This window comes from Negadavirga shengliensis (assembly GCF_042652345.1).
GTDB classification, from domain to species: Bacteria; Bacteroidota; Bacteroidia; order Cytophagales; family Cyclobacteriaceae; genus Negadavirga; species Negadavirga shengliensis.
The window spans coordinates 15074-31873 of record NZ_JBHSJJ010000008.1 but is presented as its reverse complement, the minus strand read 5'-3'; the positions used below and the strand labels follow the sequence as shown (position 1 = coordinate 31873).

Annotated in this window: 9 protein-coding genes; 3 read left to right on the top strand and 6 right to left on the bottom strand. The window is 46.8% G+C overall.

The window, feature by feature from the left end:
• Positions 1-37: 37 nt before the first annotated feature.
• On the bottom strand, positions 38-3406 hold the full coding sequence (locus tag ACFPFU_RS14625) for a methylmalonyl-CoA mutase family protein (protein WP_377065516.1): 3369 nt from the start codon (positions 3404-3406) through the stop codon (positions 38-40).
• 333 nt (positions 3407-3739) lie between these two features.
• Here ACFPFU_RS14625 and ACFPFU_RS14620 point away from each other — a divergent pair, with 333 nt between their 5' ends.
• From ACFPFU_RS14620 to ACFPFU_RS14610, 3 genes are read left to right on the top strand one after another with little or no spacing between them, the layout of a single operon-like run.
• Positions 3740-4819, top strand: coding sequence for a site-2 protease family protein (locus ACFPFU_RS14620; protein WP_377065515.1), 1080 nt, complete (start codon positions 3740-3742; stop codon positions 4817-4819).
• Entirely contained in the window at positions 4816-7461 is a 2646-nt protein-coding gene (locus ACFPFU_RS14615; RefSeq protein WP_377065514.1) for a cation-translocating P-type ATPase, read from the top strand. Before ACFPFU_RS14620 ends, ACFPFU_RS14615 begins: the two co-directional genes overlap by 4 nt.
• Entirely contained in the window at positions 7458-8759 is a 1302-nt protein-coding gene (locus tag ACFPFU_RS14610) for an acetyl-CoA hydrolase/transferase family protein (RefSeq protein ID WP_377065513.1), read from the top strand. Before ACFPFU_RS14615 ends, ACFPFU_RS14610 begins: the two co-directional genes overlap by 4 nt.
• A 29-nt stretch (positions 8760-8788) precedes the next feature.
• Here the strand turns inward: ACFPFU_RS14610 and ACFPFU_RS14605 are convergent, their stop codons facing one another.
• The 5 genes from ACFPFU_RS14605 to ACFPFU_RS14585 all read right to left on the bottom strand — a co-directional run bounded on the left by ACFPFU_RS14605 (position 8789) and on the right by ACFPFU_RS14585 (position 16798).
• The gene (locus ACFPFU_RS14605) at positions 8789-10609 is read right to left on the bottom strand and encodes a tetratricopeptide repeat protein (protein ID WP_377065512.1); all 1821 of its coding nucleotides are present in this window, start codon (positions 10607-10609) and stop codon (positions 8789-8791) included.
• Positions 10610-10861: 252 nt separating this feature from the next.
• Complete coding sequence (locus tag ACFPFU_RS14600) at positions 10862-12886, bottom strand: copper-translocating P-type ATPase (protein ID WP_377065511.1); 2025 nt, start codon at positions 12884-12886, stop codon at positions 10862-10864.
• Between the two features lie 120 nt (positions 12887-13006).
• A complete protein-coding gene (locus ACFPFU_RS14595; protein WP_377065510.1) occupies positions 13007-13528 on the bottom strand; it encodes a DUF3347 domain-containing protein in 522 nt (173 codons plus the stop codon).
• Between the two features lie 65 nt (positions 13529-13593).
• Complete coding sequence (locus ACFPFU_RS14590) at positions 13594-15366, bottom strand: efflux RND transporter periplasmic adaptor subunit (RefSeq protein ID WP_377065509.1); 1773 nt, start codon at positions 15364-15366, stop codon at positions 13594-13596.
• Positions 15367-15385: 19 nt separating this feature from the next.
• Positions 15386-16798: a TolC family protein gene (locus ACFPFU_RS14585; protein WP_377065508.1), complete on the bottom strand. Its 1413-nt coding sequence runs from the start codon at positions 16796-16798 to the stop codon at positions 15386-15388.
• Positions 16799-16800 lie beyond the last annotated feature (2 nt).

Below are 16800 nucleotides of genomic sequence, written 5' to 3'. Positions count from 1 at the left end.
AATAAAATAAATTTGATTAACAATATTTTTTAATTTTTCACATGTTTCTCCGATATTGCCCACCTACTTCATACAAGGCATGGGTGATTTGCCCCAGCGAACAATATTTGACCGCTTCCATCAAGGAAGCAAATATATTTTCATTTTGAATGACCGAACGCTTAAGGATTTTAAGATACCTTTCCGACTTTTCCTGGTTTTTTGCCGTGTAAACAGCCAGATTAGCAATCTGGTTTTCCTTTTCCTTCGGATCAGACCGTATTATTTCTTTAGGCACAACTACGGGCGACCCTTCGGATGACAGAAAAGTATTGACCCCTATTACGGGATACTCTCCACTATGTTTCAAATGTTCAAAATACATGCTCTCCTCCTGTATTTTAGACCTTTGATAGGTGGTTTCCATGGCCCCCAGAACCCCTCCCCGCTCCGAGATTCTCTCAAATTCCCGGTAGACCGCCTCTTCCACCAAGTCTGTCAATTCTTCTATAATATAAGATCCCTGAAGTGGATTTTCATTTTTCGCTAATCCAAGCTCTTTGTTGATAATCAGCTGTATGGCCAGCGCCCTTCTCACCGAGGCTTCGGTAGGCGTAGTTATGGCCTCGTCAAAGGCATTGGTGTGCAACGAATTGCAGTTGTCATAAATTGCATAAAGGGCCTGTAGGGTAGTTCTAATGTCATTAAAATCTATTTCCTGGGCATGAAGCGAGCGGCCGGAGGTTTGGATATGGTATTTAAGTCTTTGCGACCTTTCATTGGCTCCGTATTTCACCTTCATTGCTTTTGCCCAGATCCGCCTGGCCACCCTGCCTATAACGGCATACTCCGGATCAATGCCATTGGAAAAGAAAAAAGACAAATTAGGCGCAAAGTCGTCGACGTGCATTCCCCTGGATAGAAAATATTCCACATAGGTAAACCCATTGGATAAAGTCAAAGCCAGCTGGGTAATGGGATTGGCTCCTGCTTCCGCTATATGATAACCGGATACGGATACGGAATAAAAGTTCCTGATTTTATGGTCAACAAAATACTGCTGCACATCCCCCATCAGCTTCAGTGAAAACGCTGTCGAGAAGATACAGGTATTCTGGGCCTGGTCTTCCTTTAAGATATCTGCCTGTACCGTCCCCCTTGCTTGTGATAAGGTTCGGGCTTTGATTTTCTGAAAAATGCTTTCCGGCAAAACCTCGTCACCGGAAATCCCAAGCAACATCAGCCCCAGACCATCATTTCCCGGAGGAAGGATTCCCTGATAGGCAGGCTCGGGCAATCCCTTTTCCGCAAAAATCCCGGCGATTTTATTCCGGATTTCGGATTCAAGCCCTTCGTTTTTGATATATATTTCACATTGCTGATCAATCGCAGCGTTCAGATAAAAAGCAGTGAGAATAGCGGCAGGGCCATTGATGGTCATCGATACCGAAGTGCCCGGATGAAAAAGGTCGAAACCTGAATACAGCTTTTTCACATCGTCAAGTGTACAGATATTCACTCCGGAGTTGCCGATCTTACCGTAAATATCCGGCCTGATGTCCGGATCTTCCCCGTATAATGTAACGGAGTCAAAGGCCGTGGAAAGCCTGGTAGCGGGCATTCCCTTTGAAAGGTAATGAAAGCGCTTGTTTGTCCTCTCCGGACCTCCTTCTCCAGCAAACATCCTTGTCGGGTCTTCATTCTCTCTTTTATAAGGAAACACTCCCGCTGTAAATGGAAACTCTCCGGGAACGTTTTCCCTCAGACTCCACTTTAGCAGATCCCCCCAGGCTTCAAATTTAGGCAGGGCCACTTTGGGTATCCTGCTGTGGGCAAGTGACGTGGAATAAGTCTTTATGGAAAGCTCCTCATCCCTGACCTTATATTTGTGTTCGTCCTCTTTATATCTTTTGACCAGACATTTCCAGTTTTTCAACCATTCCAGATTTTGGGGATCCAGGGCTTCCTCAGCTTTGGTGTAACTGTCCTTCAATTGGGCGAGAACAGGGCCTTCCGCATCCTGCTCCTGCAATACCTCCATCGTTTTTTGGATGCAGTAAAGTTTTTGGGCGATGTCCTTTTGGTTCTCCACCCATTGATCATATCCCCTATTGGAGATGACGATCTCTTCCAGGTACCGTATCCTTGAGGAAGGAATGATCTTGAATACCGAGGAGGGGTGCATCGAAGCCGCAGACCGCGTCAAAGCCTTTGGTTCCTGTTGAATAGGCAACTTCTCCAAAAGTGCCTCATACAGCCTATCCATGCCGGGATCATTAAATTGCGAAGCAATGGTTCCAAAAACAGGTATTTGTTCATCCTCAACATCCCAAAGCAGACGGTTCCGCCTATACTGCTTTTTCACATCTCTTTGGGCATCCTCCGCTCCAGGCTTATCAAATTTGTTTATTGCCACCCAATCTGCAAAATCCAGCATGTCTATTTTTTCCAACTGGGAAGCTGCTCCGTATTCGGGAGTCATTACATATAAAGCATAGTCAGAAAAATCAACTATTTCCGTATCAGATTGGCCGATCCCGGAACTTTCCAAAATGATCAGGTCAAAACCGGCCGCTTTGAACACCTCCAATGCAAAACCCACATGTTCCGACAGGGCCAGGTTGCTCCTTCGGGTGGCCATGGATCTCATGTATATCCGCGGGTGGTGAATGGCATTCATCCGTATTCTGTCTCCCAACAAGGCACCCCCGGTTTTCCTTTTTGTTGGGTCTACGGACAATACGGCAATCCTGATGAGGTCGTCGCCTTCTAAACATCTGCGGATCAACTCATCCATTACAGATGACTTACCTGCCCCCCCTGGCCCGGTAATGCCCAGGACCGGGGTTGTTTTCCGTTTCTCCGACTGGGAAGCCAGCAATGAAGACAAATGTGTCATGGAGGCTGGAAGGTTTTCGCCCACGGTTATCAATCTGGCCAGGTTTTGGTCATCAGCCAGATCCTTTACAGAGGACTCCTGCCACTTGTCCGTTAATGCAAAATCGGCTTTCTCAAGGAGATCATCTATCATGCCCTGCAACCCAAGTTTCCTGCCATCATCGGGAGAATAGATGCGGCTGATTCCATAAGCATGCAGATCCATTATCTCTGAAGGTAAAATGGTGCCTCCCCCCCCGCCAAAAATCCGGATATGACCCGCGCCGTTTGCTGCCAACGTGTCATACAAATATTTGAAAAACTCCATGTGCCCCCCTTGATAAGATGTGATGGCCACGGCATGGACATCTTCCTGTATGGCACATCGAACAATCTCCTCCACCGATCTGTTATGCCCCAAATGGACCACTTCACAGCCAGATGCCTGAATGATTCTTCTCATGATATTGATCGAAACATCATGACCATCAAAGAGCGAAGTGGCTGTGGCAATTCTCAGTTTATTTTTGGGAATATATCTTTTCTGCATTTAATTGCAATAAATGTATCAACATGGCAAAGCCCTTCATTTTCACTCCCCATCCTCCCATACAAATATAGTCATTCCTTAGGAAAATTGGATCGGTACCGGGTTTTCGCAAAATTATATTTTACTAAAATTCCAAAAAAACATTATCCATGAAATGATATTTCAAAAAACAGGGCTTCTATCAGTTTAATTGCCTGGCCAAAGGCTTGGAATACAGAATAAAGTGAAATATTAAAGAATTTATCTATCAAAAGTCTTTGAGAAACATGAGCTAAATCATATTTTTACTTAGAAGGTTAAAAGTATTTTTGTGTTCCCAATGACTTATCAGACATGAAGTTTTCACTGTATTTAGGCAAATATAAAGGAATAAAAGTATTCATTCATTGGACTTTTTCCCTTTTACTGTTGTGGATCATTATCGCTAACACCAGATCCGGGGTGGATATAGGAGACACAGGTTGGTCGCTGTTGTTTATACTTTCCATTTTTTTCTGTGTAATTCTCCATGAATTCGGTCACGCCCTCACCGCTCAAAAATACGGGATCCAAACCAAGGACATCATTTTACTGCCTATAGGAGGCCTGGCCAGACTGGAAAAACTGCCCGAAGACCCTAAACAGGAATTGAACGTCGCATTGGCAGGCCCTCTGGTCAATATCGTCCTTTTTCTTCTTTTAGGATTCGTTGTATACATCTCCGGCTTTGATGTTGAAGCCATTGAGGAGCCCCATTTGGATGGCAGCACCATTCTCCTGTATCTGGCATCTGCCAATTTGTTCTTGGCGCTTTTCAATCTGCTTCCTGCATTTCCCATGGATGGGGGCAGGGTACTCAGGGCTTTATTGTCCATCAGAATGTCCCGTGTTGAAGCCACGCAAATAGCTGGAGGTATCGGACAGGTGTTGGCAATAGGTTTTGTCTTTTTAGGATTGTTTTATAACCCCATCCTGGTTTTGATTGGTATTTTTGTTTTTTTGGGTGCTCAGGCTGAGGTCAACCATATCCGTCAAAGCTCATTCCTGAAAGGTTATCTTGTCGGGGATGCTTTGATGAAAAAATTTCCCATTGTGGCATTTGATGCCCCTTTGAAAAAAGCTGTTGAAAAGCTGCTGGATAGCCAGGCCACTCATTTTGTGGTAGTAAAAAACGATGAGCCTTTTGGCACTTTAAGCAGGGATGAAATCATCAAGGGCCTGGGAGATGGGGATGACTCCATCGAAATAGAGAAAGTATTCTCGCCCGGCCCACTAAAACTGGACCTTCACATGCCGTTGGAAGAAGCCTTCAAAAGGATGGCAGCAGAAAACAGGAAAGTTGCCTTGGTTTATGAAGACAACCTTTTCATGGGTATACTTGACCAGGAAAACATTGCTGAATTCATCATGGTCAAGAATGCACTGAACAAATGATCAGTATCCCTCCCGCTCCTCATCGGTTAACCATACAAGAAACCCAGGAAATCCTCCAGACCTCCATGTCCGGACTTTCGGATCATGAAGTGGCTGAACGTTTGAAGAAGTTTGGGAAAAATGAAATCCCTGACCCTAAGAAAAAACCAGCGTGGAAGATTCTGCTGAAGCAGTTTAAGCACTTAATGGTTTACATCCTGATTTTGGCCGCGCTTATATCTTATTTGACCGGTCACCATATTGATGTGTATGTGATTTTGGCCATCGTAGTGATCAATGCCGTCATCGGGTTCGTACAGGAATACAAAGCGGAAGGAGCGGTGGAGGCCCTCAAAAGCCTCCTCGTCCCGCGGTGCAAAGTCATCAGGAATGGAAAACTCCTGACCATAGATTCCAAAGACTTGGTTCCGGGAGATTTGCTCGCGCTGGAGGAAGGGGACCTGATTCCCGCTGACGCCCGGATAGTGGAGCAAAAAAATGCCAGGAGCATGGAGGCTTCCCTTACCGGGGAAGCCGTTCCTGTAGAGAAACACACCGCACCCATTGATGAAAATACTGCCGTGGCCGAACGCGCTAATATGACTTGGAAAAGTACTTTTCTGGCCAGTGGAAGCATGAAAGCGTGGGTTACAGGTACGGGGTTGAACACGCAAATCGGTGAAATAGCCGCTACCTTAAAAACCCTTACCCCTCAAAAAACCAATTTTCAAATAAAGTCTGACAAGCTTGCCCAACAAATGGCCATCATTGCCATTCTGAGTGCCGTGCTGCTGTTTTTGGTCGGATACTTCCTGCAAGAGGCAGATATTTCAGAAGTGCTGCTGATTTCTATTGCCGCCCTGGTCTCCGCCATTCCTGAAGGGCTTCCGGCGGTTTTATCGATCGTTTTGGCCATCGGGTCATACAGAATGTCCCGCAAAAATGCCATTATCCGTGAATTTTCCGCAACGGAAAGTCTTGGCTCTGTCAGTACCATTGTGACCGATAAAACCGGTACGCTCACACAAAACACCATGACCATAAAAAAAGTGTGGGGAGCGCCGGGAAAAGAAGTCGTGGTGACCGGAGAAGGCTGGGATCACCGTGGCGAGCTGATCGGTTCAGGGGAAGACCTTGAAAGCCTGAAAGACCTGCTGGTAATCGCCGCGCATAGCCATAAATCTTCTGTGCACCGGGATGAATCAGGAAAATACAAGGTCACAGGAGACCCCACGGAAGCCGCCTTTTCGGTATTGGCAAAAAAAGGAAACACAGAAAGGAATCTGAAAATCGTTGACGACTTTGCTTTTAGCTCGGAACTAAAATACCGGGCTACTATCATAGAATGGAATGGAAGGCTGATGAAAGTTTATATCGGAGCTCCGGAATCCATCCTTGGAAGGACCTCATTTATAAAAAAGAGGTGTGGAGAAACAGGCGCCATCGGAGAAGAGGATTTGGCTATCATAGAAAAACACCTGAGGGATTGGTCCCATGAAAGCCTTCGTGTTCTTGCCCTTGCCTTGAAAACGCTCGAAAACCAGGAAGAACCGGATTCGGATCTGGTTTTTATAGGATTGGCGGGCATGATGGACCCACCCCGTCCAGGAGTGAAAAAAGCTGTGGAAGACTGTCATCGGGCCGGAATCAGGGTGATCATGGCGACGGGAGATCACGCTGCAACAGCCCTCGCCATCGGCAAAGAAGTAGGAATAGTACAACCGGGCAGGGAAAAAGTCTATACTGACAGTGAATTGCAGGCCATGGATCCGAGTACTTTTGATAAAGCGGTTCTGGAAGCGGATGTTTTTTCAAGGCTCACGCCGCTTATGAAATTGAAAATTGCCGAATCGCTGCAAAAAAACGGGGAGTTGGTCGCCATGACTGGTGACGGTGTCAATGATGCGCCTGCACTGAAACAGGCCAATGTAGGCGTTTCCATGGGCATCATGGGAACTGACGTGGCAAGAGACGCTTCCATGATGGTGCTTGCTGATGACAACTTTGCTACCATTGTCAATGCCGTAGAACAGGGAAGAATCGTTTTCAACAATGCCAGAAGGACCAGTTTCTTCCTGGTCACCACCAATTTTGCAGAAATCACCACCCTGATACTGGCAGTAGGCATGGGTTATCCCATGCCCCTGACCGCCACCCAGATCCTCTGGATCAACCTGGTCACCGATGGCTTCTGCGACAAAGCATTGGCTACGGAAAAGGGGCAGGGAAATGAGCTGCTGCTCCCGCCCGTAACTCCAAAAGAAAACATCCTAAACAAAAACATAGTGCCTTTTCTGGTCATCAATGCTTTTTTCATGACCGCTCTGGCCATAGGGGCTTTTGTCTATTATTTGCCCGAAGGCCTGGAAAAAGCCAGGACCATCGTCTTCATAGTGCTGGCTTTTACCCAACTATTCAATGTCTTAAACATGAGAAACCTCAGGGGATCTTCTTTCAAAATAGGTTTGTTTTCCAACAACTGGGTCAATTATGCCCTGCTGGTTTCAGTGGTGATACAAGTCCTGATCATCGAGGTTCCTGCGATGGCGGAACTATTTGACTTTCAACCGGTTCTAGCGATGGAGTTTCTATTTTGGGTATTCCTCTCTTCGTTTGTATTTTGGATAGCCGAACTTTATAAATTAATATTTCTGAAAAAATGAACCAACGAATCAACATCACAACCGCCGAGGAGGCTGTAAAAATCATCAACAGCCACCAGAGAGTCTTTGTTCACGGCAGTGCCGCCACCCCCTCGGTATTGCTTCAGGCTTTGACTGAAAGAAAGGAAGAACTGGAAAATGTGGAGATTGTGGCCATTACTACCTTAGGTGACATGCCGCTCACTGGTGCGGATTGTAGAGGCAGTTTCTTTATCAATTCTCTCTTTGTTTCCGAAAATGTCCGAAAAGCCGTCAACAGTGATCAAGGTGGATATGTCCCCATTTTCCTTAGTGAGATCGGAAGGCTTTTCCGTAAAAACATACTTCCGATAGATGTGGCCCTCATACAGGTGTCACCTCCGGACCAACATGGCTATTGCTCTTTAGGCAGTTCTGTGGATGTGGCCAGGCCGGCAGTGGAAACCGCCAAATTCATAATTGCCCAGATCAATAAACAAATGCCCCGCACCCATGGGGATAGCCTGATTCATTCCAATTCCTTTTTTGCGGCTGTGGAAGTGGACGAACCCCTGCCACAAGTGAATTATGCGGCAAAATTGGATGACGCTGATTATAAAATAGGCAGCTATATAGCAGAGATGATTGAAGATGGCTCCACCCTCCAAATGGGAATCGGCGGAATCCCCGATGCGGTGCTCAAATCACTTACCCAGCACAGGGATTTGGGTATTCATACAGAAATGTTTTCAGATGGCGTAATCGATCTGCTTAAGACCGGTGCAATTACCAACAAATACAAGAAAAAACACCCCGGAAAAATCGTATCTTCTTTTGCCATAGGCACGGAAAAACTCTACTACAACATCAACGATAACCCCGTTTTTTCTTTCCATGAAGCTGCCTATGTTAACGACACCGCTGTTATCCGAAAAAACCCAAAAGTGGTTTCTATCAATTCCTGCCTGGAAATCGACCTCACCGGACAGGTCTGTGCGGACTCAATAGGAAGTTACCATTATTCGGGGGTAGGTGGCCAAATGGATTTTATGCGGGGGGCCGCTCTTTCCGATGATGGAAAACCCATCATGGCGCTAAAGGCCGCCACCAAAAACGGCATGTCGAAAATCGTTCCCTTTTTAAGGCCGGGAGCAGGTGTCGTCACCACCAGGGCACATGTCCATTATGTGGTAACTGAATACGGCGTGGCTTATCTATATGGCAAGAACCTAAGACAGCGGGCTTACGAACTCAAAAAAATAGCTGCACCGGAACATCAGGAAGCTTTAGAAAAATCCATCGTAGAACGATTCGGGAGTCTGGTATATCCGGTAAGATAAATGTTTCACTGGAATGGAATTTCCGGAAGTCATCCCCTTTCGGAAATTCCAAAACCAAGAATAAACTCCGTGCCTGACCCCGGAATGCTTCTCACATCGATCTCTCCCTGATTCAAAGCCACAAATTGCTTTACAAGCAACAATCCCAACCCGGTCCCGGTCTCATTTGCCGTACCCACTTGGGAAAGCATCCTTTGATTCCCTACTCCGGAGATGATGTCCTGCGCGACATCATCGATTCCCTCTCCGCTATCTTTGATATGAAATAGAATTTTATGCGCCATCGGTGTGTAAAACAAGCTTATTTCACCATGGTACGGTGTGAATTTGACAGCATTACCCAGCAGGTTTTGAACAATGATCTGAAAATGGGCCTTGTCCATCCAAACCTCAGGCAAACTTTGCCGGGAATGGATCACTTTGATCCGCTTGGCTTTGGTCTGAAAGCCATACGTAGTCACCAAATCATCCACTACTACTGTCATATCAAAAGATTCGGGATTAACCTCCATGCCATCTGTCTGCTTATTGGCCCATTGGAGCAGGTTGTTCAACATTCTTTCCGTATTTTCTACCTGCTCGTGAAGGAGTGCCATGGCTTCTTCTCTGTCCACTTCCGTAAAATACCCCTCCTGCTGGAGCATAAGAAGTTGTTTGATCGAATTCATCGGAGACCTGAGATCATGGGACAGGATCGAAAGCAGTTTGGTTTTGGTCTGGTTGATCTCTTTCAAAAGCTGATTTTGCTTATCGATCATCTCGTTTTGTTGCTGAATCGATCTGTTTTTTTCTCCGAGTTCAATATTGAAATGTTCCTTCAGCAGCAGGTTTTTCCGATAAAAATAAACAAGGGTAAAAAGAAACACCACTACCAAAACCATAAAAATCGTCAGCCTGTAATGCTGCCGAATCTGGTGTTCTGCCACTGATTTTTCTGCCCTGAGTCTTTCATTGTCGGCATGTGAGAGTTCGAGCTGCAAGCGGGAAATCTGTCTGTTCTTGGCAGTATTGTAGAGGCTGTCATGATAAGCTTTGTTCATCCGGGTAAAATAAAGCGCCTTCGAAAATTCACCTGCTTTTTCATAAATTTCTCCCATGACATGGGTTATCCTTTCCATATCCCAATTGCCACCATGCGCTTCGGCCATTTTCAAAGCCAGTTGCCCATATTCCAAAGCCGTTTTTATCTCTCCCTTCTCCAAAGCGACCTCCGCCATCCCTGTATAAGCGAAAGTACTTTCCCAGTTGGTAAGTAAATCCTTGGCATCCAGCACTTCCTGATACAGCTGCATGGCTTTGTCATATTGCAAAAGTGAACTGTGAACCTTGGCCATCCGGTTTTTGGCCATCAAGTTAACGATATCCCCCCTATTTGTTTCCAAAAAATCCAGGCTGGCCTGAAGGTGGTAAATGGCCGAATCATACGCTTTTAGCTCATCAAAAGCTATCCCGATATTAAAGTGATTGATGGCCAGGGAAACACTGTCGGAAAGCTCCATATTAATGGGCAAACAGTCTTTCCAGACTTTTATGGCCTGCTCAAAATCCTTATCGGCCAAATAAATCAGGCCCCGGCCGTTTAAGGCGGTGACTTCCGCTGGCTTGTCCTCTCCTTTTTTCGCCAGTTCCAGTGCCTCCACATAGTGCCGGAGCGAAAGGTCGTATTCGCCGGAAATATAATATACCGCCCCTTTGCGGTTCTTTATGCTGGCCATCATCCCATAGTCTTCCGGATCCGCCAGTTCCATGGCTTTTCTGACAAAATACAAGGCAGAATCCTTCTGCTCGTATTGGTAACCCTTTGCCTTATCCAAATACGCCTCAACCTGAAAACTTTCAGAAGCTTTCATGGATACATTGTGAAATAGAAAACCCACCAAAAAAGGGAAACAAAAACGGCAACCTATAATACCCAGCATGGAACCATCTTCACTTAAATATCAGTACTGTATGGTCAAAAATAGACTATAAATCCTGATTTTCTGTCCCATGTCCAGACTATTTTACCTGTGGTGTCTCAGGTATCAGAAAGACAGTGGAAGAGGGCAAAACATTTCATTTGCTGCTTCTCATCAGCAACATGGATCCATCGCTTTGTTTTCTTATTTGTTGATTTTATACTTTAGCAACTGGGCATTGATGGCCACGATCACTGTGCTCAGGCTCATGAAGATAGCACCCACCGCAGGACTGATGATCAACCCGGGAATAAATCCGGTAGCCAGAGGCAACGCCACCGCATTGTATCCCGTCGCCCATGCCAGGTTTTGGATCATTTTCTTATAGGTGGCCCTTCCAAACAACAACAAGCTGACAATGTCTCTTGGATTACTGTTGACCAAAATAATGTCCGCGGTTTCAGCGGCCACATCGGTTCCCGAGCCTACGGCAATGCCCACATCCGCTTTGGCCAATGCCGGCGCGTCATTGACCCCGTCACCCGTCATGGCCACAAAATGACCCTCCCCCTGGAGCTGTTCGATAATCTCCACTTTTTGGTGAGGCAGCACTTCACTGTAATATCCATCCAAACCCAGGTTTTCACTTACCGCTTTGGCCGTTTTTTCATTATCACCTGTAGCCATATACAGCTTTATCCCATTTTCCTTTAAGGTCTGTACTGCTTGGGGGCTTTCCTCGCGGATTTTGTCGGAGAGGGCTATGAATCCTGCCAATTCATCCTCGCGGAAAACAAAAACGATCGTCTCAGCCTCATCCGATTTGGCATTTTCCGGATAGGCTACATTTTTTTCCTTTAAATATCCCGGGCTGACAACTTTCCAATTTTCATTTCCAATTCTACCCTGGATGCCTTTCGCTGTAAGTGCTTCAAATTTTTCGGTTTTCTTCAAAGGCACTTTTTTTTCCTTGGCCGCTTTCACGATACCCTGAGCAATAGGATGTTCCGATTGTTGTTCCAAAGCCGCCGCCGACCCCAGCAGTTCATCGTCGTCAAGCCCCTCCATGAGGCTTTCATACCTGGAGACTCCGAATTTTCCTTCCGTAAGGGTACCTGTTTTATCAAATACCATTGCCGTCACCTTTCTGGCGTTTTCAAAGGCCGTTCGGTTGCGTATAAGCAAGCCTTTCCCTGCAGAAACGGCGGTAGAAATGGCCACCACCAATGGAATGGCCAAGCCAAGCGCGTGGGGACAGGAGATAACCATCACCGTCACCATGCGCTCCAACGCGAAATCCATGCGTTCTCCCATAGTTAACCACACCACCAGGGTAAGGGTGCCCAAACCAATAGCGATAAAAGTGAGCCATCTTGCCGCTATATCGGCCAGGTTTTGTGTTTTGGATTTGGTTTTCTGGGCATCCTCCACCAATTGGATCACTTTGCTGAGATAACTTTCCTTTCCGGTTTTTGATACTTTTACTTTAAAAGACTGGCTTCCATTCACCGACCCTCCGATGACTTGGTCGCCTTTTGTTTTTTTCACCGGCTTGCTCTCCCCCGTGAGCATGCTTTCGTCCAGATAACTCTCTCCCTCCACGATGATCCCGTCCGCGGGGATCTTTTCATTTGCCTTTATCAGAATGAGGTCATCCTTGTTGAGTTCTTCTATCTTTACATCCTTCACTTGATCTCCCTCCATCAGATGCGCTTCCGAAGGCATCATTTGTACCAATAGTTCCAAAGCTCTGGAAGCTCCCATCACCGACTTCATCTCTATCCAATGTCCCAGAAGCATAATGACAATCAAGGTGGCCAGCTCCCAATAAAAATCCATTCCTTCAAGCCCAAAAACCACAGCGGAACTATACACATAAGCTACCGTTATAGCTACGGCAATAAGGGTCATCATACCGGGATTTAAACCTTTCAATTCTGTCACTGCACCTTTCAGGAAAGGCCATCCGCCGTAAAAAAAGATGACTGAAGACAAGCCAAAAAGCAAATACCTGTCTCCGGCAAAGGTAAACTCAAAACCCAGCCAGTGTTGGATCATTTCGGAAAGGGCCAGTACCGGCAGGGTAAGTATCAGGGATACCCAAAAACGTCGCTTAAAATCATCCACCATATGATCGTGGTGGCCATGGTGTTGATGTGCTGCTTCTTGATGATGGCCGGGATGATCTTGATCGTGGCCTTTGTGGGAATGTTTATCGTGGGTTTTCATTTTTGTTGTGGGTTAACGTGGAAAATAAGTCTGTGCGGCATCCGGAGTTTAATGCATTGGTCTTGTAGTGATGGCCGATAAAGGATTAAAAAAAGCCATGCTCAAGCATGGCCCCTTCCCTTAATCAATGGTCTCCTTTACACTGCCGCAAGTCAACATGGCATCTCCATAATAAGGATTGCGGACTTCGTTGAGGCTGGACAACCAAGAACCTCCCTTGTTGTCGTCGGCCATGGGGCAGTGAACCAGGTAAACCTGACCCGACTCAGGCTTGTTGTTCTTTACCAGGATGAGCATTTCATCGCTCAATGCTTTAAACGCTTTGCGTTGATCGGCCAAATGGGCAGCGGATTCTATTTTCCGGGCACTTCCCAGAGCCCTTTCACTGTCTTCCACACCTTCAAGGGCATCGACCAAGTCGGCAGCTGCCTGCTGGGCGGCTTTTTCGCTGGCTTCTACCAATGCATCTTTGAGCTGTATATAGCTGTTGTAAGCCACGTCTAACTGCCGATCCTTAAAGGCTATTACATTTTCAGTGGTTTCTTCTCTTCTTTCTCCGGTTTCATCATGGTGCTGATGCTTGCTGCAGCCGTTCCAGGCAATCACTGATATCAATCCTAAAATAAATGCTGTCTTTTTCATTGTTTTTATAGTTTAGTTGTATTTAGATTTCATCCAATTTGTTTTGCAAATGAGGATTATAATACCTAATGACGATGCCCCTCGTCGGGTCGTGAAGCGGGTACCCCAGGTCTTTCAAAAACCGGCTTCCCTTCTTCATAGGTGGCTTTCACCTCTCCGCAATTCATCATCGCATCTCCAAAATAAGGATTACGGATCTCCTCAAATTCACTCAGCCAGTATGCTCCCTGGTTATCAAATGCCATGGGGCAATAATGTCTGTATACTTTACTCCGCAGCAACCCAAAGGTCTCCGCCATATCCAGAATGCCGTCGGAGATGGTAGAAAAATGCGCCCTTTGTTTTTCCAGATCATCCGTATTGCCCAATTGCTTCAGAGCATCTGTCATGACAGTCATCTGTGCCATCCACGTGTCATGGGCCTTGTTTTCCAGAGATTGCATTTCCACTTTGCCGATGGCGTTTAGCATGTTTTTGGAGGCGTTCCCCGCTTTCTCCGAGTCGGATTCCACCAAGGCATTCTTCATGTCAAAATAATCCTCAGCCACTTCCGAAATTTGCTTCCTGAACGATTCGGGTACTTCAATGCGCTTTGATTCCGGCCTCATCATCATACTGTAATTGCCGGACAATTGGGCCGCTGCATCGATGGCAAACACCCCGTTGGTGACAATCTCCTCGCCAGGTTCCAGACCTTCTTCTATGACATACCGGTCTCCCATTTTCGGCCCTATTCCCACTTCCCTCATTTCATAAGCAGGATAATCTGTGCCGGCGACTTTGACATAAACTATGGAGCGTTTACCGGACCATAATAATGCCGTCCGAGGCACAGAAATGCTTTGGTGCCCCGCTCTTGAAGTCTGAACCCTGGCATTCACAAACATCTCCGGCTTTAACTCCATTTCCCTGTTTGAAGTTTCTGCTCTCACAGAAGCGGTTCTCGTAGCCGGGTTGATCACCGGATCTATGTAAGCCACCTTTGCTTTAAAGGTTTTTCCCGGAACAGCAGCCACCTGAAAATTAAGTTCATTACCTACTTTCAGCAAGGGCAGATCGGTTTCATAGGCATCTATCATCACCCATATGCGGGAAAGATCCGCCACGTTGAACAGTACAGCCCCGGTCGAAACGTAGTCCCCTATCGATACATTTCTTTGGGTAACGATCCCTCCCTTATCTGCAAACACATCAAATTCGTCCCTGATTTTTCCGCTTTGCTCGATTTCATGAATCTGGTCCTCACTGAGCTTCCACAACCTGAGCTTTTCCCTTGCCGAAGCATACAGTTCGGGAAAGCTCCCCTTTGTTTTTGAGGCTTCAATCAGCTCTTTTTGTGCAGTGAGCAGCTCGGGGGAGTAGATAGTAGCGAGCTTTTCCCCGGCTTTGACATACTGACCGGTAAAACTCACATACAGATTTTCAATCCTTCCCGGATATTTGGCCGTGATCGATGCAAGCAGACGCTCGTCCGCTTTGATTTTTCCTGTGAGGTGTAATTCCCCCTCCGGAGATATGCCTTCTACCCGGCTGGTTTGGATATTCGCCATGGCCACAGCTTCAGGAGTCATCTCATGGACCAAAGGGCTGGTTGCTGCTCCGTTTCTTTTCGCCGAAACCGGTATCAGATCCATTCCACAGATAGGGCATTTCCCCGGCTCATCCTGACGGATCTGAGGGTGCATGGAGCATGTCCACGTTTCCTGGACATGCTCTCCATGGGCATGAGCCTGATCATCGTGTTGATGGGACCCTGTGGGCCTGACCAACCATCCTATAAAGATTCCTAACACCAATGCCAGTAGAATAGCAAGAAGGTTTTTTCTATTTTTCAACATGTTCTTCATCATTTTCGAATCAATACAATTCAATGGAGGCAAGTGCCTCAAGGCCCGAAACCACCTTGTGTTGGTCCACGACAGCTGAGATCAGTTTGAGCCGGTAATCCAGCAGCTGCTGCTGTACCCTTAACAACTCTTCAAAATCCCTTCCTTCGGAAGTATAAGCAACCATTAAAAGGTCCAGGGTCTGCCGGGCCAGGCCTGTTTGGTCCTTATAAAGTTTGGCCCTCCTGAATGCGTCATCGAGATCCCGCAAATAGGCTGCCCATTCATAGGCCAGTTGATTGGTGGTGCTTTCTTTTCGAAGTTCCACCATCTCCTGACTGAGTTCAGCTTCTCTTAACTGCGCCCTGTATTTCTTTCTGTAAATGGGCAATGTCACCTTTACCATGGGCATCACCATGTCATCACCGCCCATCTGCATGCCGTTTTCTGTTCTCGGTGAAAAGGGCATATAATTCACCCCTGCTCCAAACATCGGCCGTCCCTCCAACTTCGCCATCTGCCTCCGGGCACCATAAGCCTCCTTCTCCGCATCCAACATTTTCAACATGGGATTATTGGCAGTAATGCTGTCCAGCAAGGACAACCGTTCCACCGACAAAGCAACTTCTTCAAGACTGTCGGAGACGGCAATGGGCACAGCCTGGTCCCTATTGAGCAGTGAATTGATCCTCGCCATGAGGGGGGCCCTGGAATCATGGAGAAGGGCAAGCCGGTTTTCCAATTCTTTGATTTCCATCCTCACCCTCAACACATCACTCATCCCGGAACTTGCTGTGTTCATGGAAGGGCTTGCGCTGTTCATAGCAGTAGGAGCCGTAGTTCCTTTACCTCCGCCCATGTTCATGCCTGCACCCATTCCGGAACTGCCTGCCCGGCTGGTGATTTGAGTCCCCGTCCCACTCATAGGCTGCTGCATGCTTCCCTGTCCACTGCCAGCACCTGAGCTTTGGAATCTGACGAGGGCCAACCGCTCAAACCTTTCCAGTATTTCCAGGTTTTCTTCACTCACGCTGATTTCTTCCTCCAATTTATAAAGGTCGTACCAAGCGGTTTTGACTTCCAAAAACAGCCGGTTTTTGGCCTCCTGAAAAAGCTCATACCGCGTTAGCGCCATTTTAGAAGCCTCGTCTTTTTTTGTTTTCAACATGCCAAACCAGGGAAACATCTGCATCAGCTGCAGTTCCCCCCGCTGCAATCCCATGGGGAGTTCCATTGGTCTGAGAAAAAAACCCATACTCAATTCGGGGTCAGGCAAACCTCCCATCTGCGGAACCCTTTCGAGAGAAGCTTCATATTCCTTGAAATAAGCCCGCAACTCCGGATTGTTCTCTGCGGCTACCTGAAGCAGCTCTGGCAAAGATTGCCCCCGGGCAAAAGCCGCCAATCCCATACCAAGTAGGATGATCCAAATTGTTCTTTTCATTG

Coding starts and splice junctions, on each gene's coding strand:
- ACFPFU_RS14625 (WP_377065516.1), bottom strand. CDS start 3,406: ATGCAGAAAAGATATATTCCCAAAAATAAACTGAGAATTGCCACAGCC.
- ACFPFU_RS14620 (WP_377065515.1), top strand. CDS start 3,740: ATGAAGTTTTCACTGTATTTAGGCAAATATAAAGGAATAAAAGTATTC.
- ACFPFU_RS14615 (WP_377065514.1), top strand. CDS start 4,816: ATGATCAGTATCCCTCCCGCTCCTCATCGGTTAACCATACAAGAAACC.
- ACFPFU_RS14610 (WP_377065513.1), top strand. CDS start 7,458: ATGAACCAACGAATCAACATCACAACCGCCGAGGAGGCTGTAAAAATC.
- ACFPFU_RS14605 (WP_377065512.1), bottom strand. CDS start 10,609: ATGAAAGCTTCTGAAAGTTTTCAGGTTGAGGCGTATTTGGATAAGGCA.
- ACFPFU_RS14600 (WP_377065511.1), bottom strand. CDS start 12,886: ATGAAAACCCACGATAAACATTCCCACAAAGGCCACGATCAAGATCAT.
- ACFPFU_RS14595 (WP_377065510.1), bottom strand. CDS start 13,528: ATGAAAAAGACAGCATTTATTTTAGGATTGATATCAGTGATTGCCTGG.
- ACFPFU_RS14590 (WP_377065509.1), bottom strand. CDS start 15,366: ATGTTGAAAAATAGAAAAAACCTTCTTGCTATTCTACTGGCATTGGTG.
- ACFPFU_RS14585 (WP_377065508.1), bottom strand. CDS start 16,798: ATGAAAAGAACAATTTGGATCATCCTACTTGGTATGGGATTGGCGGCT.